Genomic DNA, 26,495 nt, shown 5'->3' on the forward strand with positions numbered 1-26,495 from the left:
AATTTTAAAATCTATCGTATTGAAATATTTCTAAACAACCGATGTTCTTAGTATGTGCTACTTCAATTCAAACAAAAGTTTTCGATTGCTTTTGTTAACTTACACTGTTCAATATTTTTTATTAACAACTGGGTTAAGAGCACAAGAGGGAGTTGTCTTCGAAAATCCCTATAAAAAAACAGAGAACTCATCCGAAGAAAAATCACTTACAATTTATTTTGCAAAAAATTCCTCAAAGATGTCTAATGCAGATCTAGCACGTTTACAAACCGCAGCAGATTTTTTGAACAAAAATCGTAACTTTGAAATTGAGATACATGCCCACGCCGATGAAGGGAAAAATGCAAGCTCAGATATTGAAGTGAGTGAAAAAAGATCTCTAGAAGTGGAACGTTTTTTACTAATTCATTTTGTTGAATCAAACCAAATTCGCAGACTTTTTTTTGGTAACTCCAAATTACAAAACAAAACCAAAGGTCACCAAACGCTCAATCGGCGAGTGGAAATCAATATCAAACCAATTCAATAATCGGATCCTTTCCAGACCTTTAAATCATCCAGATCATCGATATCACAAAGCTCCGCCAGAAGAGAAAAAGTTTGATTGTTCTTTTCGATGGAAGTCATCGTCAATGAAAGAACCTCAGAAGTACTCCATGGGATGGACTGGAAAACGAAAGGTGAAAATTTTTTCATTCCAAGCAAATAGTAACCGCCATCTTTCGCAGGGCCAATGACAAAATCAGAGTTATCTAACCTTTGATAAGCGTCTAACAAAATCTCTTTCGTTACAAACGGGCAATCAGTTCCAATGATAAGAACTTTTCCAGTTCCTTCTTGTAATTCATTATGAAAAGCGACTTCCATCTTTTTTCCCAGATCACCCACTGCCTGAACCTGTCTCTTAAATTCAGAACCAAATTCAAACTTTGAAACTTCGGTTAAACGATCCCAATAAACAATTTTTTCAACATCTAACGAAGAGGTGACTGCTTTAGTAATCATAAGTAACTCAAAATAAATCTTTAATGTATTTTCTTCTCCAATACTAACAGAAAGGCGAGTTTTGACTTTCCCTAATTCAGGTTGTTTTGCGAAGATAATTAATTTGTTTGAACCCATAAAACCCTAATACAAAAACCGAAACCACCCAATGAAAATAAACAAAATCCTTATATACATACAACCCATAAGATAAAAATGCAATAAAGGAAACGATAGAGACCAAACCTTCGCTTTTTTCCATGTCCATCACAAAAAGCACCCAAGGAATCCAATACCAAGGATGGACTACCGGAGAAAACAAAAGAAACAAGGAATAGATAATAAAAAAACGAGAAGAAAGATTTAAGCTCCAATAGATTTTTTTTTGAAAACAAAAAAAATACAGAATGCTAACTACGGCAAAAGATATAACTCCAGACAAGTACTCAGCACGAAATAAAGATAAAAGAAAATAAAATATAGGTTCTAGAATACCAGCAAATCGAAATGAATGAAAAAATAACCCTAACCCCGCACTTCCCTGCAAAACTAAATCAGAAAATACCGTAACTTTCCATAAACCCAAAGATAAAATGAAAATCAAAAACAAACTAACAATAGTTTTCCGATTCCACTTAATACCCAAAACAAAAAGAAAAGCATTAAATTTCAACTGAGTCAAAAGAAAGAAAGAACTTAATATGAAAGGGATCGAACGAGATAAAAACAATAATAAACATCCCGTTACCAACAAAATTTCTGGATGCATTTGAGAAATTCCCTCGAAAATGACTACGGGATTTCCAAAATACAACCAATAAGATAGATTTGAACTTTCCGGATATAATTTCCGGATCAGAAGTAAATTTAAAATATCTAACCCAAAAAACAGAAACTGAATCCCTAAAAAAACAGAACCAAATGCATTTCCCAGAATGGTTCCCAAAGAAAAAAACCATTGGATGAACACTGGATATACAGAATAATAATTGGGACTATTCATCTTTGATAAAAACGATTCTAATCCTAAGTTGAGACTCGCCCCCAATTTCACAAAACCTTCTGGTGTGTAACGATAAGGAGAGATTCCTTCTAAACAAATCTTAGCATCAAAAAGATAACGATATATATCATCACTCCATAAGGCAGGAGAACCAACGACAACAAGTCGCAAAATGATTCCATACGAAAGAAGAAGGTAAAACTGATTTTGAAACGAAGAAATTACATCTTTTAAAAAATAGAAGTATAAGGGTAGCAGAGTGGCAACTACCAAGATGATACTCAAATCATTCCGATCCCCAAAATGAGTCGAAACAAAAAGCAAAGCGGGATAAAGGATCAAAAGTAAAACTTTTATAATTTTACGTTTCATGAACTGGGGAGATTAATAGCCGAAAGAAAGTATATAAAATTTTGATCCCAACACGTAAGGACATTGAAATGGTTCCAGAAATTTTGGAAACACCCGCAAATCTTTTCCGATAGTTCACAGATATTTCTCTTATATCCATTTTCTGCTTTAGAGCTTTTATATGCATTTCAATATTCCATCCCCAAGTGGGATCCGCCATCTGTAATCTGAGGAGAGATGAATATTTTAAAATCCTAAGTGGACCCATATCAGTAAACTTACGTCGGAAAAAAATTAGAATTAAAAAACATGTCAGTGCATTTCCGAAGATTTGAATTGGAGAGAGAGCCCCTTTTTCAACAATTCCGATAGTTCTTGACCCAATCACTAAATCAGCACCACTATCTTCAATCACTTGAATCAATTTTCTAATGTCTAATGGATCGTCAGAACCATCAGCGTCGCAAAACATTATATAGTCTGGCTTTAAATCTGATTTTTTAATCCAGTCTAATGCCACAAGGCATGCATTTCCATAACCAATCTTTGGACAATCCAAAGATTGGATTCCCATCTTCTTAACAATGGCAGGCGTTTGGTCCTTGGATGCATTGTTCACGACAATAAAATTAGACTTTGGTAATCCAGAGTTTAATATAAGGCCACTCAAAGCACGTTCAATGCCTTCTTCCTCGTCTCTCGCCGGAATGATACAAAGAACTTTACTCACCTTTACGTTCTGCATTCCTTTTAAATAATTCGCTGAGAGAAGTGTCTTTTCTAGATTTTGTTTTTAACTGGTAAATTGATTCAATCACCACAGAACTATGCGGGTATAAATCTTTCATACTTTCTACCTGCTCCTTATAAGGAGACGAAACATAACCAGAGGATTGAATCATATAATTAGAAGTATTATTTTTCAATCGTACATGAATGGCCTGAAAAACATAAGAAGCGACAGGAAGATCTGTTTGTTTCAACTTCCAAAGAAAAGTCTCCCCTGATGGAATCCGTGTATCATTTACTTTTTTTGCAGCCGGTGACCAAGACCATTCTTGGCCAATAGTAGTTTCTGTTTGGAAAATCGAATTTCCTTTGGAATCCAAACCATCTAACCTCAATTTGTAAAATCTTTCTGGATCGCCAGTGGTGACGTGATGGTCAGCATTAACATTTTTTATCTGTATTTCGATTGATCCATCGCTTACCTTGATACCAGAAAGAACAATACCAGGTTTATACCCTAATCTAATTTGATCAGGATATAAATCGAATCTTTTGGGAACACCACCACCAATAAATCCATGTTTATGTGAAGTCCTTACTGGTTTGCCGAGAGATGACTTCACAAAGGACCGGCGAACTTCCGGTTGGTGACAGGATGAACAAGTTTGATTTGATTTAGTTGCATGTAACTCTGCCCCAGTTTGGAAAGAACAAACCAGTGATTCATTTAAAGTATAAGTTTCGTTATGGCAATCATAACAACGTTTCATCAACTGATCGCGGTCAATTTTTAGTGGATGAGGGGGAGAAGTCCCACCCGTTCCACCTATCACATAACTTTCATTAGTTTTTGAATCAACTCTTACATGACAAGTAGCACAAGTCACACCTTCCGCCTTCATTTCAGGATTAAAATTTGGGTTTGGGATCTCAACGGGTCGGAAATAATCCCCATTTTTTAGCCCAGTGATGATGGTTTCTCTTTGATTTTGAACAGGAATATGGCAGTTCAAACAAATCCATTTAGGAGAACTTGGTTTTGCCAACTCAGACTGAAATTGGATATCGGTAAGTGCATTAGCATGAGTGGAGCGAGTCCACTCCTCATAAATTTCGGTATGGCAATTCCCACAATTTTTTGCAGTGGGTGCACCAACGCCCTTTAGGTCTGGTAAATTCTCAATAGGTTTAGCCCAAACCTTACCAGGGAACACTTGTTCAATGGAGACTTCTCTTTGGTTGATATAAAGATAAGTTCCAGCGCCCAAAACAATCAGTGTAAAAAAAGATATATATATGTTTTTTTTCAATTTCCAGTTTCCAACGGTAGTTTAGGATCAGACGACCATTCCCACATAGAACCCGCATAGTTATAAGCATTATACCCATAAGTACGAAGGATTCCAACCACAAAAGCAGAACGAACACCTCCCGTACAGTATGCTGCAATCGGTTTTTCTTTTTGAATGCCTAGACCTTTCAAATAAAGTTCAACCTCAGCCTTTGATTTTACGTTCCCTTTTGCATCAAATAATTCTTGGTAGAAAAAGGACTTAGCACCTGGTATATGCCCTCCTCTAGATTCGCCGTAAGGTGTAGCTCCCGAAAATTCTCTTGGTTCTCTTGTATCTAGAATTTGGTATTTCTTAGTGGACAAACCTTTTAAAATATCATCTTTGAAGACAGCAGCTGATATTAAGTCTTTTGTTACCTTAAGGTTAGAATTAGAAGATATGTTTTCAGTTTTAGGATTTATTTTTTTTCGGATCTGTTTCTCGTAAGCCGGGTATCCACCATCAATCCAATAAACTTGTTTGAATCCGACCTCTCGTAAACTCCAAACAATTCGCCCTTCCTCTCCCCAACCAGATTCACCATCACCTAACACTAGTATATTTTCATCTTGTTTAAGACCTAAATCGTTTATTGTTTTACGGACTAGTTTGAGTTCTAACAACTCTCCTTTATGGGGAGCATCCGTACGCGCTAGATCTTCCCATGAAATGACCGCAGCTCCTGGTATTTTGTTTTTCAACCGAGAAATCGAGGAGCGAGTGTCGAGGATTTTGTATTTCGGAAGTGATAGTGCTAATTCTGCACCCAGAAACCAAGGGGATTCCACTTGTTTGGTTACTGGAACAGAAGGCCCAGCATTTTGTTCCCCAAAAAATGCAAAGATAAGAGAGAAAAAAAATAGATAGATTCCGTAACTGTGTAGTACTTTCACGAAGATACCCTCCGAATTTATAAAGTCTTTCTCTTTTAAGACGGATTATCGTCAATAAAATAAATATTTCATCCAATAAAGCGAATTTTCCTTGCTTAAGAAAGAGCTCTCCGTACTTTGGAAGCTATTGGAGGGCAAAATGAAAATTGGTTATTATCCAGATGTGGTCAACGAAAATGTCACGAGGATTGTTGCTTCAACAGTGGTATTTCTTGGCGTTTTTGCGATTCTATTTCCCAATCCTTACGTCCTAGCATTCTTATTTGCTGGTTTTACATTAAGACTCAGTTATGGCCCGAAGTTTGAGCCTTTCGCTTTTTTCACATCTCGATACTTAGTTCCATGGCTTGGAATTTCCTTTGTTGCAACTGCTGGTCCACCCAAACGATTTGCACAACTCATTGGATTTTTATTCAGTGCTGCTGCGATTCTGTTCTTCACTTTGGACCTAACACTTGCCTACCAAATCACTTTAGCAACTCTCGTTTTCTTTGCCTCCTTAGAATCTTTTTTGGGATGGTGTGCTGGATGTTTTGCTTTCGGGATCTTAATGAAACTGGGAGTGATCCCAACAGAAATTTGTGAAAGATGTAACAATCTAAATTTCAATAAATAGTTTTCGTTAAAACATTGTTACAATGGATTCTATTCATCAGTGTTTCTTTGGTTACCATTCTCTTTCTCTGGATGGTAACCCTTCCAAAATCTTTTTTTAAAAAATACAAAACAATCATTTTCATCATAGGACTTGGAATTCGAGTTCTGTTTATTTTTCTTCCTCCTATTTGGGAAGATGATTGGTCTAGATATTTATGGGAAGGGAATTTAATTCGGCAAGGAGAATCACCTTATGAAAAAGTTCCTTTTGATTCGTTTCAAAAAACAAATTTAGGTGATACCGAAACAGAAATTCTATCACAAATCAATCACCCTGATTGGACAACAATTTACAGCCCCTTTGTTTTATTGTTTTTTGCCTTATTTTCTCCAGGTTTTTCTGGATTTTTTCTGAAACTTAGTTACCTAGTTCTTGAAACTTCGAGTTTTTTGTTTTTCTCAAAAGGCAGATTTTCTAAATCTCAATTATTGTATTGGTTATTTCCTATTTTGATTAAGGAAGTTTATCTCAATTTTCATTTTGAAATATTAATCCTTTCTCTTTTTTGGATTTTGTTTGATTCGATTCGATATAAAAAAATAGTCTTTTCGAGTTTCCTATTTGGTCTTGTTGTCCATATTAAATTCTTTTCATTGTTTTACTTTGTTTATCTTTTCAAAACAATTTCGTTCAAAACTTGGAAAGGAAGTTGGAGGAAACTGGTTTTACCTAGTTTGTCTTTTTTATTTGGGTTTTTTATTTTTTATTTTATCTATTATCTACTTTTTCCAGATACAAATGATTTTGGAATTACCAACTTGATCAAATTTGGTTCTGCTTTCAAATTCAATCAGTTTTACGAACCATTTTGGAAAACATTCGGAATCATTGATCTAAAAACCATTCCATTCTTTTTCCTTCTAGCGATTATGATTGGATACATTCTCATCTCCTTCGAAAAAAAGAATCGTTTGCGAAAATTTTCAGTAATATCCACTCGCCTCGATTTGTTTTTTTTGATTGGGTATCTTTTCCTTTGTCTTCTTCCCGTTTACAACCCTTGGTATTTTTTAATCCTTCTACCATTTTTAGTGATTTCAAAATCCGCTAGAATTTCCCCCTGGATTTTGATCTCGATACCCCAATTGTCCTATCTCACTTCCGCCCGCTTGGGACTTACATTTCATTATTTCTACGAAATCCCTGACTCGATCCTCCTTCTAGAGGCGGTTATCTCCCTTATCTGTCTCACCTGGCATTTCAGGCAAATATTCATTTTAGTTTACAAAATATCCAATATATCAAACATAGCCCCTAAGGGAAGTATTGGGTATGGAAACAGAAATTGAAAGTTTTTCGGCCACAACAGAAAACGAAAGAAATGTCGATGAAGTGCTGACGGTTGTCCTTGGTGAAACCTTAAAACGCAGAAGGTTAGAACTTGGACTATCTATGGAAAAGTTATCTCAACTTTCGACTGTTAGTCGAGGAATGTTAGGACTCATTGAATCGGGAAAAACCACACCCAGTATCGGGATTTTATGGAAATTATCCAAATCACTTCGAATCCCCATCGGAGAAATGATTCCCGACCTTTTTGCCCAATCACCACGTTTTATTGGTTCTGGCGAGGGAAAACGCTGGGTTTCTCCCAAAAATATAGCAGAATCAAGGGTTTTTTACCAAGAAGAAAGAGATCGTTTGAGTCTGACCGAATGGAAACTTAGCACCGGCAAAGTCACACAATTCAGTCACCTACCCACCGCCTTTGATATTAAAATCTATCAAGTTTCTGGAAAAATTAAAATCAAACTAAAAACCAAAGAGATCATTTTGGAACCAGCAGATAGTGCCTTCTTCCCTGTATCGGAACTCGAATTTCTAGAAAACGAATTTGGAGAAGAATCTAAATTTCTTTGGATCGCATCCAAAAAGGCACGCTAAGCGAGTTTTTGGGAATCCCAAACGACTCCATTCCTCAAACCGAAGGGAGTCCAAAGGAATGCACATCACGACAATATATTGTGCGTTATATAAGATTTTATGTTCAATATATAAGATTTACGATTTTTGAATTTCCCCTCCTTTTCAGACTGGCCTTACCATGTTTCTTACCTCTGGTGCAACCCCTACAGATGGGAAACAGGAATACAATCGAAGGATTAACAAATGAAAACCAATCTACTATACAAGTCGATTGCTCTTATTACCGCGGGGTTCATCGGAGCCTGCGGTGGAGCGAAAAACGACGACACCAAGAATCTGCTTCTTGCAGCACTTGCCCTTTCCTCTGGAATTAAGGTCAATAGTGCTGCTGAGTTAGCAAAAGAGTCTAACGACGATTACAATCTAAATGAGTATGGACTAATCACTCCATCGACTTTGGGTAAATGGGTCAACAATTGGGCAGGAACAAAACCTGCAGGAATTAACGGTAAACTCGTCATCTTACAAAACGGTGCAAGCGCCACTGTTGGTAAAGAATACATTGCAGGTAATGGAAACGATGTAGTTGTGTATTCTTTTACTTTTGCTGATGGAGCCAGTGCCCTTGATGGTGGAGATGGTTTTAGCCAAAAACGAAGTAGCGGACTCAGTGATACAGTTTCCATCATTGCGAATGGAACAAAGATTGATGCCATCCTAAATCGTTATGGAATTGATCCGGTCAATGACCTGGTTGTATTTGTTTCTTCGGCAAATGCCAATAACCATGTCCAAGGAACTCTTCGTGGATTTTATTCCTTTCGTTATTGGGGATTTGATCACAAAAACCTTGCTTTCTTAAATGGAACACTTCCAAGACTTGCAACAACTGACGGAAACTTTGTTCCATTCAGTTCCACAACAAACACTCCTCCTAGTTACACAAACCGTTATTCTGTAAAGTCACTAAGAGTAGATAATACAATTCTTATGTTACCTGTTGAGGATGTGATCACTGCAGTAAAAAATCCGAATAACGTTACCATTTCAGGACTTACTTCCAGTGTGTTTATTTCTGATGCAAGATCTTCCTCAGGAACTAGTAACGAATACAATGGTGTAATTCGAAGCACAACTTCTGAAGTAGCTGGTAAATACGTTGGGTTTGAAGGTAGAATCAAAGGTGCAAAAGAACTAAAATGGACAGATCTACTCGATACTGAATTTCGTTTTTTACCAAAAGCTACTCTAAAAGCATATTATGATGGAAAAGGTTACCAAGCAGGTCAAACGGCTATCCAACTTTGCCGAACTAATAACAGATCACAGGTGACTGGTTTTTCTTACATTGCCATTCTCGGATATCCATCTACATACTATGATGGAAGCTGGATTGAATGGGGAAGTTTAACTGGTGGTGGGCCCGCGCCAAAACTACCGGCTGATTCTCCTTACCGGACTGACATTGCAGAACTATCTGAAGTCATCACATACAATGTGGCTGGTGATGTAGATCCAAATCTTCCAACTAACTTGAATGCGTTCGCAACAACTTCAAGAAAGATTATAGACGAAGACAAAGCTTATAAACGTTAAAAAAACATAGAGAGGAATGCACTGACATTCCTCTCTTAATATATAAAAAGATCGATTACGCAGGGAAAGTTATATGAAGAACTTATTAAAATTTTTAATGATGAATCTAATTTTGATCTCATCCTCTTTTGCTTCTGGAGGAATTGGTGGTGGTGGTATTGCCAACATTCCACAAGGACAAGATAGAGAAAAATATCACTTAGGAAAAGCAGTCTACAACCAAGACCTAAGTTTAGAAAAACAAACTAATGTAAATTTAGTGGAACAAGAAGAAAGATTAGAATACTTACAAGGCAGTTTACCAAACACGGAAAAAAGAAGAGTAAACCTTCCTGACTTTGCTGGAAAACTGACTGAGGAACAATTACAAGCCCTCGAATACTTTGTTCAAGTTAGATTCAATGTAAAACTTCCAGAAAAAAAGAAGGAGTAAACAATGAAATCCTTCTTTAATTTATTCAAATATATTTCATTTTTATCTATTTTTGCCGCTCCGGGTCTTTATGCGCAACAAGCATGGGCTCCCTATGAAAGACAACTCTGGGTGCGTCCAGTATTCATTCACTCGGAATACGATAGTGCCTTTCTTGCTGGACAAAAAGCAAAATACGACGATAACGTTCGTTTGTCGGTTGCAAACCTAGCGCTTGAATATGGGATTACTGACAGACTTACCGCGGACTTAACCATTGGATTTGGAAAGTTAGGTCGCCATAGAGTTTTCAACAGGTATCTTGGTTTACAACAAACTCCAGATGTTCCGGATAAATATGGGTTTATGGATACAAGATTTGGACTTCGTTATAAAATTGTAGACGAGTTTGATTCTAAATACCGTTGGATGCCTACAATCTCTCTTCGTGTTGGGGGAATCAAACGTGGAGATTATGATAGAAATCCACAATCGCTTGGTGATGGAGCCAGTGGTGGAGAGGTCAATCTCTACTTAGCAAAAGATTTTGGGATTTGGGGACTTGGAACTTTGGGTGAACTTTCTTATAGAAAAAGAGAAAATCCTGTACCCGATGATATCCTTTATTACTCAGCAATTTACAAACGTTTCTTTGAATCCTTGTTTTTGACTGTTGGTCTTCGTGGACAAGTAGGTCAAGGTGGTTATGCTTACGCTGACCCAAGACAACAACCACCCTGGAATATGGTTCGATATCCACAGCCATCGGTGTACGGTATCAATCCCTATGATGTTTACGTACAAAATGAACGACCTGCATGGGGAAGAAGAGAAGACTTTCATAATGCTGAAGTCGGCCTAAGTTACCAGGATAGTTTTGGCAACTTCTACACCCTCTTCTATTCAGAAACAATTGCAGGTTATAATACTGCAAGGTTAAAAACTGTGGGATTCGCAGCAACGCTCCCATACAATCTCTGAGGTTAAACCAATGAAACTAAAATACTTAATCACATTTAGTCTTATATTCTTTCAGATAGTCAATTGTAAAGGTTTACCGGAGTATCTATTTCTACCACAAAGTATGAAATTTGATTTAACTCCATTTTTATTCCGGGTATATTCACCTGCGGAACTAGCAACTTTGTCAAATACTGATTTCAATTTAAACGATAGTGGACTGATCACATCGACCAAGTTTTCGCGATTTCTATCTAACTGGTCGAACAACCGTCCAGCAGGAGTATCAGGAAATTTGGTTGTGATTCAAGTCCAGTCATCTGGTTCAAGTGGACGTTATTTGTTCTTTGATGGAAAACAAAGTTTTGCATACCCAATCGCAAACTTACCTGAACTTTTGACTGATACCAGAGATGATGGAGTATTGGCTATTGATGGACTTGCACCAAAAGGGAAAAAGATTTCTGATTTTTTTGGATTGTATGGCATAGACCCAGCAATCGACTATGTTGTATTTGCACAAGATACATCATCTCTTGCTAATCTTTCTTCGGCAACTTTTGCGTATTACTCTCTGTTATATTGGGGATATCCAAAGGAAAGACTAGCGGTATTAAATGGATCCATTGCTGATTTAACTGCGAGCAATGCACTGTTTACGACTCCATCTTACACTTACGCAAATAGTAACCGTGGTGGTAGCACAAAAACTCTATACAGAGATCATACCGTATTACAATTGACCATTGGAGATCTGATCCATTCCATAAAAAATGGGAATAGTATTTTTGATGAAGTAGATCCCGTTCCGGCCGAAGGTTTCTTTATCATCGATGGAAGACCAAATGCATCTTACACGGGAACTGCTGCATCAACCGCATCAGGTTCCAAGTATTCTAACTGTACAACAAAAACAAACTCAACATTCGCAAGTAATACGTGCTTGGTGACTTATGAAGGAAGGATTAAATCTGCTACAAATTTGATCCCAACCGATTTGTACGATGGAACAACATTCCAGTTTAAATCATTTAGCCAATTACAAACCTATCTGAATAACACGGGATACCAAGAAGGTAAACAGATTTATGTTTATGGAGAAGATGCAACCAGAGGTTCACTTGTTTGGTTCATTCTACACCAAGTTCTTGGCAAACCGACAAGGTTATATGAAGGTGGCTGGAGACAGTTCGGTGCCCTTGGGCTCAGGACTCCCACCTCCGGCTCAAGCCCCAGTGCAATCAGCCAGCCTGCTTCCTATTGGAGAACAGATATTGCTACTTTATCGGAAGTGAATACTTCTAACGCAGATGCCAATGTTCCCAATTACCAACTGGATATCGGAAGACAGTATGTTAAAAATTCCAACAAACTAAGGACTGAAGATAAGGCTTTTTTACGTGGCTCTTCTTCTGCTGGAGCTTCCAGTGGTGGTGGTGGCGCACCGAGTGGCGGTGGAGGAAATGCTTGCGGCGGTTGATTCATTCAACAGAATCAACTTACCGTGAAATTTAAAAAATTCCAACTTACGAACATTCTGACAATTCTATTCATGTTCGTAAGTTGTTCTGATTCTAGTTTTCTATCATCTCATTGGAAACATCCAATTTCAGAACAAGGATTACCTCCTTCCCAGTTTCCTCCTTTAGAAAAAAGTTTAGACCCAAAAGATTGTGCAACTTGCCACAAAGATCAATTTCAAAATTGGGAAAGAAGTTTGCATTCCAAGTCGGTGAGCGGCGGTTTTTTATGGCAAAAAGAAATTCTATCAGCTAATGAATTCAGATCCTGTCTCAATTGCCACTCACCTCTTCCAGAAACCAAATCTGAACTTGACCTTGAATACCATACAACAACGATCCTAAATTCTAAATCGCACAACTTCCCCAACGGAATAGGAAATCCATCCATTCTTTGTGCTTCTTGTCATATCAGAAATCAAATTCGATTTGGTCCTCCACCCAGAACAAATAATGACAAAAAGATAACCTCTGGGAACATTCCACATAACAGTTATGTGGTGAAAAATGAATTTGAATCCTCAGAATTTTGTAAGTCTTGTCATGAAAGTAAAGAAACAGGTGTCAAACTGAATGGGAAACGACTTATGGAAGTTTATTCTGAATGGGAACGAAGTCCTTTTGCCAAACAAGGAATCCAATGCCAAAACTGCCATATGCCTGACAGAGAACATTCCTGGAAAGGAATCCATGACAAAACCTTTGTTCAAAAATCCTTATTACCAACCTGGGAAGTAAAAGAAAAAAATGGAGAATACCAAATTTTTGCTGAGTTAAAATCAATAGGTGTTGGTCATGAGTTTCCAACTTACGTAGTTCCTAAAATTTACTTACGTTTTTATGTTATTTTAAATGATAAAAGAAAACCTTTACTACTGGAAGAATCAGTCGTAGGAAGGATAGTGAACACAAACCTTACAGAAGAATATGCTGATACGAGAATCAAACCAAAAGGTTCTCATATAGTTCGTTTTGATTATAAACCCAATGAAAATTCAATTCAGGAGTTTTTTTGGAAAATTGAAGTGGATCCGGACGAACAGTATGTCCGGACTTTCCAGGAACAGTTAGACAATCGAGGTAATGAACTTTCTAAACAGTCGCTAATTTTATTAAGAGAGTCCCTCGCTGAAAAAAAGAACTCTCTATATACACTATTTACTTTGAGTTGGAAAGTGCCTGCTTCACTTCCGCGATGATGTCATCAATGTGTTCTAAACCAACAGAAACACGGATGAGACCAGGTAAAATTCCTACTGCTAATCTTTCTGCTTCCGATAACTTAGAGTGAGTTGTCGATGTTGGATGAGTCACAGTGGTTCTTGTATCACCCAAATTGGCAGTAAGAGAAAACCACTTGAGTGCATCTAAAAATTTTCTAGCTCTTTCGACTCCACCTTTGATCACAAAAGAAACAATCCCACCACCGGCTTTCATTTGTTTTTTTGCAATCGCATAACCAGGATCATTTGGTAAAAATGGATATCGGACTAATTCCACATCTGCCGATCCTTCCAAAAATTCAGCCAACTTGATAGCATTTTCAGAATGTCGATCCATCCTTACTGCTAAAGTTTCTAAACTTTTGGATATAACCCAAGCATTCATCGGAGATAGAGACGGTCCAGTGTTACGAGCCATATAACGAATGGGTTGGATAAGTTCTTTTTTACCAAGAATGATACCCGCAATTACCCTTCCTTGGCCATCTAAGTATTTAGTCGCTGAATGAATCACAATATCAGCACCGAAATCAGCAGGTCTTTGGATATAAGGAGAACAAAAACAATTGTCTACGATCAGTATGGCTTTTTTCTTTTTACAAAGCGCTGAAACCCAAGCTAAATCAACAATATCAAGGCCCGGATTGGAAGGTGTTTCTATATAAACGATCTTTGTGTTTTCTTGAAAAGCCGCCTCCCATAACTCAGGTTTGTTGATATCTACATAAGTGGTAGTCACTCCAAAACGCGGTAATATGTTTGCAAAAATTTGATGTGTGGATCCAAAAATAGCACGAGCAGATACGATATGGTCTCCTGACTTGACAAGTCCAAATACAGAGGTAAACACAGCAGACATCCCTGAAGCAGTGGTAATTCCATCCTCAGTATGCTCAAGTGAACACATTTTTTCAATTAACTCGGTGGTATTAGGATTGGAAAACCGAGTGTATTGGTTCCCTGTTACCTCTTCTGCAAAAAGTGCTCTTGCATGTTCCGCATCATCAAAAACAAAACTAGAAGTTAAAAATAGTGGAGTGGAATGTTCCTTTTCTCCGGTTCTTTTGGTTTGGATGCGGATGGCGTCAGTTTCAAAGTGTTCAAACATATCTTCTACCAAGGTCGGCGATGAAGGCTCCAATTCATCATTTTTTTTGGAAAATATCTGCTATAGAATCGATTTTAAACCAATATAACAGATATTTTAAGAAATTTCTGCTATTTTCCCGTCAATCATGTGAACACGGCGACTGGCAAGGGCCGCATAATCAGGGTCATGCGTAACAAAAAGAATGGTGGTCCCATCTTCTTTGTTGATCCGTTTAAAGATCTCCATCACCTTATCACCGTTAATTGTATCAAGATTTCCCGTTGGTTCATCAGCAAACAGAAATTTAGGTTTTTGTATGAGAGCCCTTGCAATCGCAACTCTTTGTCCTTCCCCACCAGACATCTGACTTGGAAACTTATCTTTACAATGCAAAACGGAAAAACTTTCCATTAGATGGAGAGCATACTCTTCCATCGCTTTATGTGTACCGGTTTTCCTGGCTGGCATAGTTATATTTTCAAGTCCAGTTAGTTCAGGAAGTAGATAATGGAATTGAAAGACAAAACCAATGGAAGTATTTCTCAAACAGTGAATCTCTGCACTATTCATTCCAAGAAGAGAAGTTCCACTTAACTTAACGTCTCCGCTCGTTGGATTGTCTAGTCCACTCACAATGTATAAAAACGTAGATTTACCAGAACCCGACTTACCCGTAAGAGCAACAAAATCTCCAACGGTAATATCCAAAGATACATCTTTCAAAATATCTTGCGGTGGAGTCCCAAAGGACTTAAAAATATTTTTGGCTTCGATTCCTAACATTTAGGTTGCCCCTCTGATAATATCAACAGGAGACAGACGACTGGCCATACGCGCAGGTATATAACTAGCGATAGATGCACTGAGAACAGCAATACAAAATCCTTTTACATAAATCATTAGATCCCAAGATATCATCATTTTTTTCATAAGTGCTTTTGAATTCTGTTTGGGATCTCCGATAGGAATTCCATCAATGTAATAACATCCAAGAATCCCAACAAAAATTCCAATCAAAGCTCCTAAAGTTCCCAAAAACAGACCTTGAAAAATAAAAAGTTGAATTGTATCCTTTTCATCAAAACCAATAGAACGGAGGATTGCTACTTCCTTTTTCTTTTGATTCACAACCATATTTAGTATGTTATAAATACCAAATGCAACAACGAGGATGATTGTAAAAGTTGTAGAATTCCTAACAATGTCTTGTGTGCGAAATACCTGTAAAATACTTGCATTGACTTCATCCCAGCTTTCAACCTTATCTTTGCTAAAGTAACGTAAGTCCTCGGCTATTTCTGCTGCGGCGCGAATGTCTTTAATTTTAACAATGATCTGAGAAATTTCTCCACTTGATTTAGTGATACTTTGAACGGAAGATAGAGATGCATAGACGGTTACTTCATCAATTAACCTATTTCCTGTACTGAGAATTCCAACAACTTTAACAGGAATCAAATCAGTGCCAGGAATATAAACGGAAACAGTGTCACCCATTTTCGCACCAAGTTTATTTAATACACCCTCACCCATAATCGCAAGTGATGTTCCGCGAGATAAATCAGATAACTTACCTTCTACAATGTAATCACCAAGATTAGTCACTTTGGGTTGGATGTTTGGATCAATACCAACAAATCGTGCAGGAGCAGTTTCTTTTCCATTAACAAAAATAACCTCTTTACTGAGTTGAGGGGCAAAAGAAACAACCCGATGATCATTGGATAATTTTTCCATCCATCCAAGAACGTTCGTTAACCGTGAATTATCAGTTCTTCCGGAAGGCGGAGACAACCATCGAACCAACTTACCTTGAAAAAAAACATCTTCGAAGGTTCGTTCTGTGATGAGTTCATCTCTTGGAGAAATTTTAATTTGCCCATCTGAGTTTACTAATTGGTCGGTTATAACTGCTTGAAACCCCAACATGATTCCGGAAAAAACAATATAACCTGCAGTCCCAAGAACAATCCCGATCAAAGTAAGAACAGACTGCTGTGGTCTAGAAAAAATTTGTCTTATCGCGAGGAACAACATATTAGTTTTTAACCAATACTTCGTCGCCTTCTTTCAAATCACCTTGGATGAGTTCTCCGAATTCTGAATTGATCGCACCAATTCGAATTTCAATTTTATCTTTATTTCCATCGCGAAACCGAGTTACTTTCCCTCTATCTACAGCGACTAACGGGACTAATACCACATTATCTTTTGAAGAAACCTCAATAGCGACATCTGTTGTCATATCCGGTAAAATTCCCTGTGGAAATTCGTGAGCTTCAATACGAACTAAAAATTGTCCGTTAGATGGATAAATTCTCTCAACCTTTCCCTTATAAACATTCCCTCGGATGGATTCAAAACTAAGTTGGACAGATTGTCCTGGTTTGACACGGAGAGCAGATTCTTGGTCAAGAGAAACAGAAACAAATACTTCTTTTAAATTTTGAATTTCTAAAACCGGAAGTCCTGGCATTGTAGTTTCATTTTTTGCTACATTTAGTTTAGTAAGAGTTCCATTCAGAGGAGAACGAAAGGTAATTCCAGAATCATTCACAAGTAAAGCTTGGCCTTTTGTTACAGTTTGTCCCTCTTCCACAAAAACCTCTCGAACTGAGGCCGCGATTCCAAACTTCAAACTAAAACTATCTACAGGTTTTACTGTCCCTAAAGCATACACAGCTTCGACTAATGAACCTTTTTCGATCATTATTCTGTTCCCTTTGCCACTGCGAAGGAAAAAGAAAGAAAAGAGGATTAGAATGATTACAAATAAGGAACCAAAAAGATAGAGTTTTTTACGATCCATGATGACCTAATCATCACAGATCAAATGTTTTTGGAAATTCTTTTTCTAGTGGAAACTAAAGTGAAAGTCCGAAAACGAACTCACCTTCTTTATCTTTGGCGGGTTTGTACTCCAAACACCTAACATCTACAAATTGACCTTTTTGAAGTGTATCAAAAGAAAAGGAATCTGCAAGCCTACCTTTAAGATAGTTGTCCGTCACGAACCTTCCATCACTTTCAAGAATGGCTTCGTATGTTTTACCAACCACGGATTCTGCATATTTGGTATGAAGTTCAGAACTTAGTGACATGAGATCCAAAACTCTACGTTTTTTTTCGTCACCAGGAATGGGATCACCGAATGATTCCGCAGAGGTTCCCTTTCTTACTGAATAAGGGAAAACATGTAATTTTGCAAACCCAAGCTCATTCAACAATTGTTTTGTTTCTTGAAACTCTAGTTCTGTTTCAGAAGGAAACCCAACAATCACATCAGTCCCTAAGAATAAATTAGGAAGTTTTTCTTTTGCAAGTTCAATCCTTGTGCGAAAAGCATCAGGATGGTAAGTCCGACGCATATCCTTTAAAACCTTACGGCTTCCACTTTGGATGGGAACATGTAAAAACTTACAAAACCGGGGATGTTTCATTAGATCCAGTAAACCCGACCCTACATCGGGAGGTTCAATGGAGGAAAGACGAATTCTGGAATATTCTAAAATTTTTAAAATGTCTTCCAAAAGATTTAGAAAACCTTTTTCACCATTTTCCAACCTGTACCATCCCAAATTTACACCGGTTAGCTGGATCTCACCAACTCCATTGTCTTGGAGGTATCTCACTTGGTCTAAAACATCATTATAATTTCGACTAACACCAAGACCTCGAGCAGCAGGAATTTTACAGTAAGAACATTTTCTATTACATCCATCTTGGATTTTTAGATACGCACGGGTATGGCCCTCTGGAAGTACATCAGAATAAGAGAAACGATCAAAAGACTGGTTTGTTTCAATTTTTTTGCCTTCCCAATCTTCTAAGATCTTATAAGGAAGAGAACTTTTTTCGGTATTTCCAAAAACTCCAAAAACACCAGGAATGTTCTGTAAAATTTCTTTATCGGTTTCCGCATAACAGCCAGTTACATAAACTTTTGCACCTGGATTCGTGCGGATTGCATTTCGAATGATATTTCGATTTTTTACATCGGCTTTATTTGTCACTGTACATGTATTGACAACGATGTATTCAGCCTTTTCTTCTGCTTCTGCAAGCGAAAACCCTTTATCTTTTAAAACAGAATACATACCGTCGGTTTCAAAAAAATTCAACCGACAGCCAAGTGTATGAAATTTAATTTTCACAAGTTACTGAGCGCAGCGATCCGTTTAGAGTTTTCTTTGATTGTATTACTTTCCCCATTCAAATCGGAGGCTTTCTGAATACAATCCTTAGCTTCCGTCAAATAAGTGTTTGCTTGGGACTTTTTACCCAATTTTTTATTCGTTTTATAAAGTGATTCTTGGACGAGTGCTAAGTTATTCCAGATTTCAGCTGAGTTTTGATTTAAAGAGGAGGCCCAACGCAAACTAACATCTGCTTTGTCATAATTTTTTAAATTATAATATATCTTACCTTCTAATTCTAACATTCGAAAATCACTAGGACTCCCAGCTTTAGCTTTTTCGATTTGAGAAAGTGCTGTTTTGGAAGCTCCTCTTTCAGAAAGAGCTAGAGCATAAAAATAACGAACTTCTGGATTTTGTGGGAACAAAGGAATTGTTTTTTCCGCAAGTTCAATGGCCGGTTTCCATTTTTTATGACGAGTTAAAATGGCAAGGCTACCCTGTAAAAGATCCTCATCATCTGTTTTTCGTTTCCTTGCTTCCAACATATTTTTATAAGAATTTTCGAAATCATTCAACTTGTCATAGTTAAATGCAAGTAATGCGTAAAATTCATAAGAGGACTTACCGTCAGTCAAAAGACTTTTTACTAACTCAATTGACTTGTTATAGTTTTTGACTTTGTATTCATCGACAGCTTGAAAGTAAGCGGAACCAACTTGTTCCTTTTCTTGAGAATGTAGTGAGGTTACGAGTAAACAAGTAACAGCAAGAATGTGAATCAAATGTTTCATAAAAGATCCGAAGGGACTGTAATGGAGTTCAGATTGACCGAATCTATCCTGGAATGATAGGGTTCGATGGGGTCCAGGTATAGGAAAACGCTTCCCCCTTTAGAAAGCAAGTAATGTTCGATATGTTCTTCGGTGATGATTTCCAAATCCTCTGTGTATAAAATCGGGTTTTCTCCTGGCCCCATATGGACGTGAAATTCCTGATTGGTGAGAAAATCGGAAAGGTTGAGGTAACCGGATCCAAAATATAGGCCCGATTGGAAGTAGTATTTATAAAAAACTTTGACTTCAGGGAGAATGAGGTTCGGACGAATGTATCCGAGTTCGATCCGCTCAATGGTTCCAACAGTTCGGATTTTCCGCAGTTGGAACCAAATTTTACGAATGAAAAAATAAGAAAACAGAAAGACGAGAGGAATGAGGATAGCCATTTCCGTCCGCCTTTCCGAAAGGCTCTCTAAACGAGAGCCAAATCTTTTTCCTCGGCACTTGGAGAAGAGCCGTCATCTTTTTTCGGAACTTCTTTGTAGTCGGTCCAAGGAGTTTCCGCATACACAAGTTTTCCTTCTGCAAAATCAACAAGGATCTTCGTTGGGTTATCATAAACACCTTTCAAAGATTGTATTGCCATATAGTCTTCCAATTCTCTTTGGAACACTCGTCGGAGTGGACGAGCCCCATAGTTTTGGTCGTATCCAATGGTTGCAAAATGTTCCTTTGCTGTTTGCGAAAGATCCACTAGCACTTTTTTCTCAGTCAATCGTTTGTTAAAATCTTTTAACATGATATCCACAATGCTCACGATCTCTTCTTTTTTCAGAGGTGCAAAGTAAACCACTTCATCCACACGGTTGAGGAACTCTGGGTTGAAATGTTTTTTCAACTGTTCACGAGCTTGTTCTGCTTTGTAAGTTTCTCTTTCTTCTGCGAAGTCTTCAAAACCTAATCGTCCACCTTTGGAAATCTCTTTCGCAGCGATGTTCGATGTCATGATGATGATAGTATCGCGGAAGTTTACCTTACGACCTTTGGTATCAGTTAAGTTTCCCTCTTCCATGATTTGGAGTAAGATATTAAAAAGATCATGATGAGCTTTTTCGATTTCGTCGAGTAAAACCAAACTATATGGTTTTCTTCTTACGAACTCAGTGAGTTGTCCACCATCATCATATCCTACGTAACCTGGAGGAGCCCCAATCAGTCTTGAAACCGCATGTGGTTCCATATATTCCGACATATCAATGCGGAGCATATTGTCTTCAGATCCAAACAGTTGTTCTGCGAGCGCTTTTGCAAGTTCTGTTTTTCCCACACCTGTTGGTCCAAGGAAAATAAAGGATCCCGTAGGTCGTTTTTCGCTCTTTAGTCCAGTGCGAGAACGTCTGACGGCGCGAGCCACTTTTTCAATAGCATCGGTTTGCCCAACGATTCTTCCTTTGATATCGTCTTCCAAATTGAGAAGTTTTACATTTTCGGACTGTTCCATTTTTTTCAAAGGAATTCCTGTCCAAAGGCTCACAACGGAGAGAATGTCTTCTTCTTCGATAGAAACCGCATAACCTTCCATACGTTCTTGCCATTGTTTGGTTTTTTCTTCCAATTGGCCTTTTTTGCGATTCACTTCGTCACGAACCGCAGCTGCTTTTTCATACTCTTGGCTGCGAACCAAATCTTCTTTTTTGGAAGATAGACCTTTGATCTCTTCTTCAATTTCTTTGATTTCGTTCGGACGTTGGCAGTTGGCAAGACGAGCTTTCGCTCCTGCTTCATCGATGATATCAATGGCTTTGTCTGGTAAAAAACGATCATTGATATAACGGTGAGATAACTTCACCGCTTGTTCGATTGCTTTTTCCGTATAACGAACCTTATGGTGTGCTTCGTATGCTTTTTTCAAACCATCTAAGATCAACACTGCATCATCTACAGAAGGTTCTAATACTTTCACCATTTGGAATCTTCTTTCCAAAGCAGAATCTTTTTCGATGTATTTACGGTATTCGTTATTGGTAGTGGCACCAATACATTGTAATTCTCCACGAGCAAGGGCAGGTTTTAAAATATTTGCTGCATCCACTGCACCTTCTGCGGCACCAGCTCCAATCAGAGTGTGTAACTCATCAATAAAGATGATGATGTTTTGAGAAGTTACGATTTCTTTCATGATTTTTTTCAATCGTTCTTCAAACTCACCACGGTATTTTGTTCCTGCAATGAGACTCGCCAAATCAAGAGATAACACTCGTTTATCGAAAAGAAGATCTGGAACCAATTTTTCAATCACGGCTTGTGCTAAGCCTTCTACGATGGCAGTTTTACCGACACCCGATTCTCCCACGAGAACTGGATTGTTTTTGGTTTTACGAGAAAGGATTTGAATGACCCTTTCGATTTCTTTCGAACGACCAATGACTGGATCCAATTTTTTCTCACGAGCAAGTTGTGTTAGATCCCGTGCAAACTCATCCAAAATAGGAGTTTTACTCTTTTCTTGTCTAGGAGCTGCTTGTTGTTGGGTTTGGCCTTGCGTCGCACCTTGTGTTCCTGCTCCTCCACCCACAGCACCAGAAGGTGGTGCACCCAAAAGTCGTAGAATCTCAGATTTAATTACATTATAATTTACGCTGAAAGATGATAACGATCCACCTGCGATATTATTATTATCACGAAGAAGTGCCAAAAGAATGTGTTCTGTTCCGACATAGTTATGTTTGAGGCGTTTTGCTTCCTCTTTAGAAACTTCGATCATTTTTTGGTATTTGTCTTGTCCTTGGCTTACATCAAGTAACAAGGCACCAGAACCCTCACGAGTCCTTTTTTCGACTTCTTTACGGAGTTCGTTCAAATTGATATTTAGATTCGTAAGAATCTTGATCGCGACAGAGTCCTCCTCCCGGAGAAGCCCAAGTAGAATGTGCTCAGGACCGATAAAATCGGAACCTAAACGTTTTGCCTCATCTTGGGCGATTTCGTTGATGACTCTTTTTGCTCTTTTTGTGAATTCCAACATGCCGCACCCTGCCTTTGTTAATTAGACGAACGTTCTTTGTTCCCATCACGACCGTACCGGTTTAATAGGAGCCTAGTAAACCAAGAATTTTGTAAAAGTCGCGTTTTTGAGCCACACTTGCGTTCTTCCACGAGATTTTTACGACGAGAACCCGTTCTTTTCCGATGTTCCCAATTCTATGATCGGAGGAAGGAGCAAATTCTATACCAAAATCGACTAAAGTTCGTAAAATTGAAAAAAACTCAGAAACGACATCTACTGCCACGGCGACAAGAAGGGAATCCCTCCTTCCCCTCCCTAAATTGGTAGGACAGGAAGAAATAAATCCAACTTCGGGTGCACTCGCCCAAAGTGGTTTTTTGAATAAAAAACGAAATATGGAAATCCAATTTTTGGGTTTTGCAGAAGGATATCCGCCAAGATTCTTCTCTTTGGTAAATATTAGATTCTCCCAACGAATATGGTCTTCCGAACCTAAATAAAATCCCATACCCAAAACAGATTTTTCCCCTTCGAGCCTTGTAGGGGGGATCCCTCCAGGGTAAAGAGATTCTTCCAAACCAAAATCGACTAACAGCTGTTTTGACTTTTCAACCAAAGAATCATAATAAGGAAAAAGATTTGATTTTAGGTTTCTCGTGATCCTTGTCCGTAGAGACAAAAGAGTTATGGACTTAGAATTTTTTTTTACGAAAATTTCTAAGGTTTGGAGGAAAGGTTCCGGGATTTTGTTTTTTCCTTTTGGTTTAGGATAGTCGAAAATGGAAACACAATGGGTACAACCAAATTTACCGCTTTTACGAAACTGAATCTCTTTGGTTCCGCAAAAACGGCAATACAACATCTATGTAACTGGAGTTAGTTTCCCCGATACAATTCGGTTTCTTTTATGAGCCATGGAAGCAAGTTCCAAGTCATGAGTCACAAGTATCAAAGAAAACTTAAATTCATTTTGGAGTTCTTTGATCAGATCCATTAGATGCCGCGAGTTATCTCGATCTAAATTTCCTGTGGGTTCATCTGCCAAAATCAATTGTCTTCTCCCCACAAGAGCACGTGCTACACCCACACGAGCACTCTCTCCACCAGAAAGTTGAGAAGGAAAACTTTCGGTTCTCTCTCCGAGACCCACTTTTTGTAAAATTTCAATCGCTCTCTGTTTTGCAAGACTAGGATTCATTCTTGCGATTAAGAGTGGCATCATTACATTTTCTAAGGCGGTAAAATCTGGTAACAAAAGATGTTGTTGGAAAATAAAAGAAATTTTTTCAGCTCGGAAGTTCTCTCTTTGTTTTTCGTTAAGGTTTTTTAAACTGACTCCGCAAACATCCACCTCGCCGTCGTCAAACGAGTCCATTGCTCCCAGAATATTGAGGAGAGTCGACTTTCCCACACCGGAAGCACCTTCCACTGAAACAATTTCACCGGGTAAAACTTCAAAATCGAGACCTGCGATGATATGATATCTGTTGTCTACAACTTGGTAGTATTTTTCTAGTTTGCGAACAGAGACAGTTGGTATTACATTCATATTAGTCATTTCGGATTGTATCCACAGGGTTAAGATTGGCCGCCATACGTGCAGGAAAATACCCAGCAAGTCCAGAAAGGATGGTCGCTGCGGTTGTGACCATAAAGATAAAGGAAATATCAATATCTACAGGGATATGATCAAAGTAATAAATATCTTTGGGAACAAGTTCCACTGGATCCCAATCTCCTGGATTCAGTAAACCACCCACTCCGTTGATGATTTCAGAAATTGCATTGATGATGACTTCCAATTGAGTCGCAATAAAAATTCCCGTCATCCCACCAACAAGCGAAGATAAAATCCCAACAATCATCGCGTTCAATGTAAAAATTAATAGAATATCATTCGAAGCAAGACCAAGTGCTTTTAAAGTTCCAATGGATCTACGTTTCGCACGAATGAGTGAATGGACGGTTGCCACCATTCCCAAAGCAGCAAGAACAATAAAAAGAAAAACAATGATGGAGATGATTGTTTTTTCAAGTCTTAAAGCCGCTAAAAAGTTTTCTTGTTCTTCCGCAATGGTTCGTACGGACCAAGAAGTCTCATCTTGGATTTTTGTATTCCAGTTGTCTTCGTTTAACCGAGATAAGATTCTATGTTTGGTTAATTTTAAATCATCAAGAGAACGAACCTTAATGGCAACTTGGTTCACTGCCCCTTCCATCTTAAAAAATTCTTGTGCTTGCGGGAGAGACAAAAACACAAATTTAGAATCATAATTATAATAACCGGTTTTAAAAAGTCCGGTCAAACGAAAGGTCTGAACATTGACCTGTACACCTCGTTCGACAGTGAACCTTCCACCTGGAACAGCCATTGTGATCTCATGACCCAGACCATATCCATAAATGGCACTCATTTCCTTTCCAACAACGACTAGTTTCTGTGTATTGATGGATTGGATTCTATCTCGATCATATTGTAAAATCCTTGGAAAGTTGGGTAATCCATTTTCCACCAGTTTTTCGATAGAATCGACGGGGACGGCACGAATCATAATTGGATTAAAATTATTATTGGTTTGGATGAGACCGTGACTTGTGATATTTCCTTCAACAGAAACAAAAGACTCTGCCAATTTTGGATCTGATTTTAGGTGTTCAATGACCTTATCGTAATCATAAATCGCCCCAGAACCATAAGAGTTCTCAATGGTGATATGAGGCCCCCCTTGCCAGAGAGATTCTTTGACTTGTTTTTGGAATCCGTTGAAAATGGAGAGGACTACCACTAGGAGTCCGACTCCCACTGCCATAACAATGAACGACAGTCTGGATTTGATAGAGAGAAAACCCAATACTCTGGATCCTCGGATGTAACGGATTGTGATTAAAGAGACAATTCCCATGATGACCTAATCTTTTTGACAGCTTTCTTCAAAAGATGGATACTGTCAAAAAAGAACCTTATGCCCGAGACACCAAACTACTATTCTGTCAAAGTAAACCTTCGAGACGAAGCCAACATGGTCTACACCATGATTACGGCCGTCATAGACCCGGTTGAAACAAAATCGGTGAAGTATGAGGGGGTCTCGTGTACTAGCCCACTTTCCCTTTTGCCCATTCGCTCCACCTTTCAGGACTTTTACAACCGGATGCAGAGGGTCATTTACAAGGGGGAACAACAGAAAAACATTACAAAATCCCTTCAAGAATTGATTAAAACCAAGTTTGGTTCAGAAAGTTTTTTGGAAGAAATTCTGCATTACATGGACCACAACCTAACAGACCGCCTGGATTTTGTTTTTAGCGAAATGCACAAAAGGACTGCTGGAAATTCAGAACCAAAGGTAGAAATCCATTTCGAACTCATTGATCCGGCCGATATGACCAAAACGACCGTGGATGAAGAGGAGATTGCAAAAAAAGAAGCCCCTCCCGTCACCCCAGTTCCGCAAACATCTGGATTTTTAATTCCGGCGGACAAACAGATTGTTCAATTCAAATTCCAACTTTCACCTGTCAATGGAGTTCCTCTCGTTGACCTAAAAGCAAATGACAATGTTTACATTCGTTTGGTTCCAGGGGATCCCATTACCGATTCTATCATTAATGGTTTGGAACTCAAAGAAGAGTCGGGAGCCATCAAACAAATCCCTGCAAAAATCGTAAATATTTCCAACAATAAAAACTTTTCAGAAGTAGTCATCAAGATCAATGAACAAGTCTACGGCAAAATCATTGAGGAAGAAAACTCTGTAAAAATCAAAACCACTGATGCCCAACATGGTGCAGCCAACATTATGAATTCCGTTGCCTCACCCACAGCAGCAGTTTCTAAATCAAAACAAAATCCAACACTTTCTGCAGACGAAAGTTTTCATTTATGGCCTTACATCATCATGTTAGTCGTCCTTGCCATTGGTATGATGACTATTTTTGTGATCCTTTAATCTT

26 protein-coding genes are annotated in these 26,495 nt (G+C 38.2%); 10 read left to right on the forward strand and 16 right to left on the reverse strand.

From position 1 onward, the window contains the following. Positions 1 to 52: 52 nt before the first annotated feature. Positions 53 to 529, forward strand: a complete 477-nt coding sequence (locus tag CH361_RS14670; RefSeq protein ID WP_100791567.1) for an OmpA family protein — start codon at positions 53 to 55, stop codon at positions 527 to 529. Here CH361_RS14670 and CH361_RS14675 read toward each other — a convergent pair. From CH361_RS14675 to CH361_RS14695, 5 genes are read right to left on the reverse strand one after another with little or no spacing between them, the layout of a single operon-like run. After that, positions 523 to 1,122, reverse strand: coding sequence for a TIGR04282 family arsenosugar biosynthesis glycosyltransferase (locus CH361_RS14675; RefSeq protein ID WP_100791568.1), 600 nt, complete (start codon positions 1,120 to 1,122; stop codon positions 523 to 525). The two genes, CH361_RS14670 and CH361_RS14675, sit on opposite strands and share 7 nt — an antisense overlap. Further along, positions 1,082 to 2,359, reverse strand: a complete 1,278-nt coding sequence (locus CH361_RS14680) for an MptA/MptB family glycosyltransferase (protein WP_100791569.1) — start codon at positions 2,357 to 2,359, stop codon at positions 1,082 to 1,084. Before CH361_RS14680 ends, CH361_RS14675 begins: the two co-directional genes overlap by 41 nt. Beyond that, entirely contained in the window at positions 2,349 to 3,068 is a 720-nt protein-coding gene (locus CH361_RS14685) for a glycosyltransferase family 2 protein (RefSeq protein ID WP_100791570.1), read from the reverse strand. The genes CH361_RS14680 and CH361_RS14685 overlap by 11 nt, the downstream gene beginning before the upstream one ends. After that, positions 3,061 to 4,377 (reverse strand): multiheme c-type cytochrome, encoded by a 1,317-nt coding sequence (locus CH361_RS14690; RefSeq protein ID WP_100791571.1) that lies wholly within the window; start codon positions 4,375 to 4,377, stop codon positions 3,061 to 3,063. Before CH361_RS14690 ends, CH361_RS14685 begins: the two co-directional genes overlap by 8 nt. Continuing rightward, positions 4,374 to 5,294 (reverse strand): sulfurtransferase, encoded by a 921-nt coding sequence (locus tag CH361_RS14695; protein ID WP_100791572.1) that lies wholly within the window; start codon positions 5,292 to 5,294, stop codon positions 4,374 to 4,376. The genes CH361_RS14690 and CH361_RS14695 overlap by 4 nt, the downstream gene beginning before the upstream one ends. A 139-nt stretch (positions 5,295 to 5,433) precedes the next feature. Between CH361_RS14695 and CH361_RS14700 the strand changes: the two genes are divergently transcribed. From CH361_RS14700 to CH361_RS14735, 8 genes are all read left to right on the forward strand, one after another. Beyond that, a complete protein-coding gene (locus tag CH361_RS14700; protein ID WP_100791573.1) occupies positions 5,434 to 5,910 on the forward strand; it encodes a DUF4395 domain-containing protein in 477 nt (158 codons plus the stop codon). A 14-nt stretch (positions 5,911 to 5,924) separates the two neighbouring features. Further along, a complete protein-coding gene (locus CH361_RS14705; RefSeq protein ID WP_100791574.1) occupies positions 5,925 to 7,241 on the forward strand; it encodes a hypothetical protein in 1,317 nt (438 codons plus the stop codon). Next, the gene (locus CH361_RS14710; RefSeq protein ID WP_100791575.1) at positions 7,225 to 7,836 is read left to right on the forward strand and encodes an XRE family transcriptional regulator; all 612 of its coding nucleotides are present in this window, start codon (positions 7,225 to 7,227) and stop codon (positions 7,834 to 7,836) included. The genes CH361_RS14705 and CH361_RS14710 overlap by 17 nt, the downstream gene beginning before the upstream one ends. A gap of 225 nt (positions 7,837 to 8,061) precedes the next feature. Next, a complete protein-coding gene (locus tag CH361_RS14715) occupies positions 8,062 to 9,414 on the forward strand; it encodes a rhodanese (protein WP_100791576.1) in 1,353 nt (450 codons plus the stop codon). Between the two features lie 73 nt (positions 9,415 to 9,487). Next, a complete protein-coding gene (locus CH361_RS14720) occupies positions 9,488 to 9,847 on the forward strand; it encodes a hypothetical protein (protein WP_100791577.1) in 360 nt (119 codons plus the stop codon). Between the two features lie 3 nt (positions 9,848 to 9,850). Continuing rightward, on the forward strand, positions 9,851 to 10,807 hold the full coding sequence (locus CH361_RS14725) for a hypothetical protein (RefSeq protein WP_100791578.1): 957 nt from the start codon (positions 9,851 to 9,853) through the stop codon (positions 10,805 to 10,807). Positions 10,808 to 10,817: 10 nt separating this feature from the next. Continuing rightward, positions 10,818 to 12,266, forward strand: a complete 1,449-nt coding sequence (locus CH361_RS14730; protein WP_100791579.1) for a rhodanese-like domain-containing protein — start codon at positions 10,818 to 10,820, stop codon at positions 12,264 to 12,266. A 24-nt stretch (positions 12,267 to 12,290) separates the two neighbouring features. After that, positions 12,291 to 13,505: a multiheme c-type cytochrome gene (locus CH361_RS14735; RefSeq protein WP_244279902.1), complete on the forward strand. Its 1,215-nt coding sequence runs from the start codon at positions 12,291 to 12,293 to the stop codon at positions 13,503 to 13,505. Here the strand turns inward: CH361_RS14735 and CH361_RS14740 are convergent. The 11 genes from CH361_RS14740 to CH361_RS14790 form a co-directional block, all read right to left on the reverse strand. Then, complete coding sequence (locus tag CH361_RS14740) at positions 13,465 to 14,637, reverse strand: trans-sulfuration enzyme family protein (protein ID WP_100791581.1); 1,173 nt, start codon at positions 14,635 to 14,637, stop codon at positions 13,465 to 13,467. The genes CH361_RS14735 and CH361_RS14740 overlap by 41 nt on opposite strands. Before the next feature lie 96 nt (positions 14,638 to 14,733). Continuing rightward, the gene (locus CH361_RS14745; protein ID WP_100791582.1) at positions 14,734 to 15,402 is read right to left on the reverse strand and encodes an ABC transporter ATP-binding protein; all 669 of its coding nucleotides are present in this window, start codon (positions 15,400 to 15,402) and stop codon (positions 14,734 to 14,736) included. Continuing rightward, positions 15,403 to 16,656 carry an ABC transporter permease gene (locus CH361_RS14750; RefSeq protein WP_100791583.1) on the reverse strand — a complete coding sequence of 418 codons (1,254 nt, stop codon included), beginning with the start codon at positions 16,654 to 16,656 and terminating at the stop codon, positions 15,403 to 15,405. Between the two features lies 1 nt (position 16,657). Then, positions 16,658 to 17,428 (reverse strand): efflux RND transporter periplasmic adaptor subunit, encoded by a 771-nt coding sequence (locus CH361_RS14755; RefSeq protein WP_100791584.1) that lies wholly within the window; start codon positions 17,426 to 17,428, stop codon positions 16,658 to 16,660. A 55-nt stretch (positions 17,429 to 17,483) separates the two neighbouring features. After that, positions 17,484 to 18,773 carry a tRNA (N(6)-L-threonylcarbamoyladenosine(37)-C(2))-methylthiotransferase MtaB gene (gene mtaB, locus CH361_RS14760; protein WP_100791585.1) on the reverse strand — a complete coding sequence of 430 codons (1,290 nt, stop codon included), beginning with the start codon at positions 18,771 to 18,773 and terminating at the stop codon, positions 17,484 to 17,486. Continuing rightward, a complete protein-coding gene (locus tag CH361_RS14765; RefSeq protein ID WP_100791586.1) occupies positions 18,770 to 19,549 on the reverse strand; it encodes a tetratricopeptide repeat protein in 780 nt (259 codons plus the stop codon). The genes mtaB and CH361_RS14765 overlap by 4 nt, the downstream gene beginning before the upstream one ends. Beyond that, positions 19,546 to 19,980 (reverse strand): hypothetical protein, encoded by a 435-nt coding sequence (locus tag CH361_RS14770; protein ID WP_100791587.1) that lies wholly within the window; start codon positions 19,978 to 19,980, stop codon positions 19,546 to 19,548. The genes CH361_RS14765 and CH361_RS14770 overlap by 4 nt, the downstream gene beginning before the upstream one ends. A gap of 26 nt (positions 19,981 to 20,006) precedes the next feature. Next, positions 20,007 to 22,559 (reverse strand): ATP-dependent Clp protease ATP-binding subunit, encoded by a 2,553-nt coding sequence (locus tag CH361_RS14775; protein WP_100791588.1) that lies wholly within the window; start codon positions 22,557 to 22,559, stop codon positions 20,007 to 20,009. 61 nt (positions 22,560 to 22,620) lie between these two features. Beyond that, a complete protein-coding gene (locus CH361_RS14780; RefSeq protein WP_100791589.1) occupies positions 22,621 to 23,403 on the reverse strand; it encodes an ATP--guanido phosphotransferase in 783 nt (260 codons plus the stop codon). Beyond that, on the reverse strand, positions 23,404 to 24,081 hold the full coding sequence (locus CH361_RS14785) for an ABC transporter ATP-binding protein (RefSeq protein ID WP_208861452.1): 678 nt from the start codon (positions 24,079 to 24,081) through the stop codon (positions 23,404 to 23,406). It lies immediately after the preceding gene. A 10-nt stretch (positions 24,082 to 24,091) separates the two neighbouring features. Continuing rightward, complete coding sequence (locus tag CH361_RS14790) at positions 24,092 to 25,444, reverse strand: ABC transporter permease (protein WP_208861449.1); 1,353 nt, start codon at positions 25,442 to 25,444, stop codon at positions 24,092 to 24,094. Between the two features lie 60 nt (positions 25,445 to 25,504). On the opposite strand from CH361_RS14790, the gene CH361_RS14795 reads away from it, so the two are divergent. Next, positions 25,505 to 26,491: a hypothetical protein gene (locus CH361_RS14795; RefSeq protein WP_100791591.1), complete on the forward strand. Its 987-nt coding sequence runs from the start codon at positions 25,505 to 25,507 to the stop codon at positions 26,489 to 26,491. Positions 26,492 to 26,495: the final 4 nt, after the last annotated feature.

The sequence above is a fragment of the Leptospira brenneri genome (genome assembly GCF_002812125.1).
Taxonomy (GTDB): domain Bacteria; phylum Spirochaetota; class Leptospiria; order Leptospirales; family Leptospiraceae; genus Leptospira_A; species Leptospira_A brenneri.

Coding starts and splice junctions, on each gene's coding strand:
- CH361_RS14670 (WP_100791567.1), top strand. CDS start 53: ATGTGCTACTTCAATTCAAACAAAAGTTTTCGATTGCTTTTGTTAACT.
- CH361_RS14675 (WP_100791568.1), bottom strand. CDS start 1,122: ATGGGTTCAAACAAATTAATTATCTTCGCAAAACAACCTGAATTAGGG.
- CH361_RS14680 (WP_100791569.1), bottom strand. CDS start 2,359: ATGAAACGTAAAATTATAAAAGTTTTACTTTTGATCCTTTATCCCGCT.
- CH361_RS14700 (WP_100791573.1), top strand. CDS start 5,434: ATGAAAATTGGTTATTATCCAGATGTGGTCAACGAAAATGTCACGAGG.
- CH361_RS14710 (WP_100791575.1), top strand. CDS start 7,225: ATGGAAACAGAAATTGAAAGTTTTTCGGCCACAACAGAAAACGAAAGA.
- CH361_RS14715 (WP_100791576.1), top strand. CDS start 8,062: ATGAAAACCAATCTACTATACAAGTCGATTGCTCTTATTACCGCGGGG.
- CH361_RS14720 (WP_100791577.1), top strand. CDS start 9,488: ATGAAGAACTTATTAAAATTTTTAATGATGAATCTAATTTTGATCTCA.
- CH361_RS14725 (WP_100791578.1), top strand. CDS start 9,851: ATGAAATCCTTCTTTAATTTATTCAAATATATTTCATTTTTATCTATT.
- CH361_RS14730 (WP_100791579.1), top strand. CDS start 10,818: ATGAAACTAAAATACTTAATCACATTTAGTCTTATATTCTTTCAGATA.
- CH361_RS14740 (WP_100791581.1), bottom strand. CDS start 14,637: ATGTTTGAACACTTTGAAACTGACGCCATCCGCATCCAAACCAAAAGA.
- CH361_RS14745 (WP_100791582.1), bottom strand. CDS start 15,402: ATGTTAGGAATCGAAGCCAAAAATATTTTTAAGTCCTTTGGGACTCCA.
- CH361_RS14750 (WP_100791583.1), bottom strand. CDS start 16,656: ATGTTGTTCCTCGCGATAAGACAAATTTTTTCTAGACCACAGCAGTCT.
- CH361_RS14755 (WP_100791584.1), bottom strand. CDS start 17,428: ATGGATCGTAAAAAACTCTATCTTTTTGGTTCCTTATTTGTAATCATT.
- CH361_RS14765 (WP_100791586.1), bottom strand. CDS start 19,549: ATGAAACATTTGATTCACATTCTTGCTGTTACTTGTTTACTCGTAACC.
- CH361_RS14770 (WP_100791587.1), bottom strand. CDS start 19,980: ATGGCTATCCTCATTCCTCTCGTCTTTCTGTTTTCTTATTTTTTCATT.
- CH361_RS14775 (WP_100791588.1), bottom strand. CDS start 22,559: ATGTTGGAATTCACAAAAAGAGCAAAAAGAGTCATCAACGAAATCGCC.
- CH361_RS14780 (WP_100791589.1), bottom strand. CDS start 23,403: ATGTTGTATTGCCGTTTTTGCGGAACCAAAGAGATTCAGTTTCGTAAA.
- CH361_RS14790 (WP_208861449.1), bottom strand. CDS start 25,444: ATGGGAATTGTCTCTTTAATCACAATCCGTTACATCCGAGGATCCAGA.
- CH361_RS14795 (WP_100791591.1), top strand. CDS start 25,505: ATGCCCGAGACACCAAACTACTATTCTGTCAAAGTAAACCTTCGAGAC.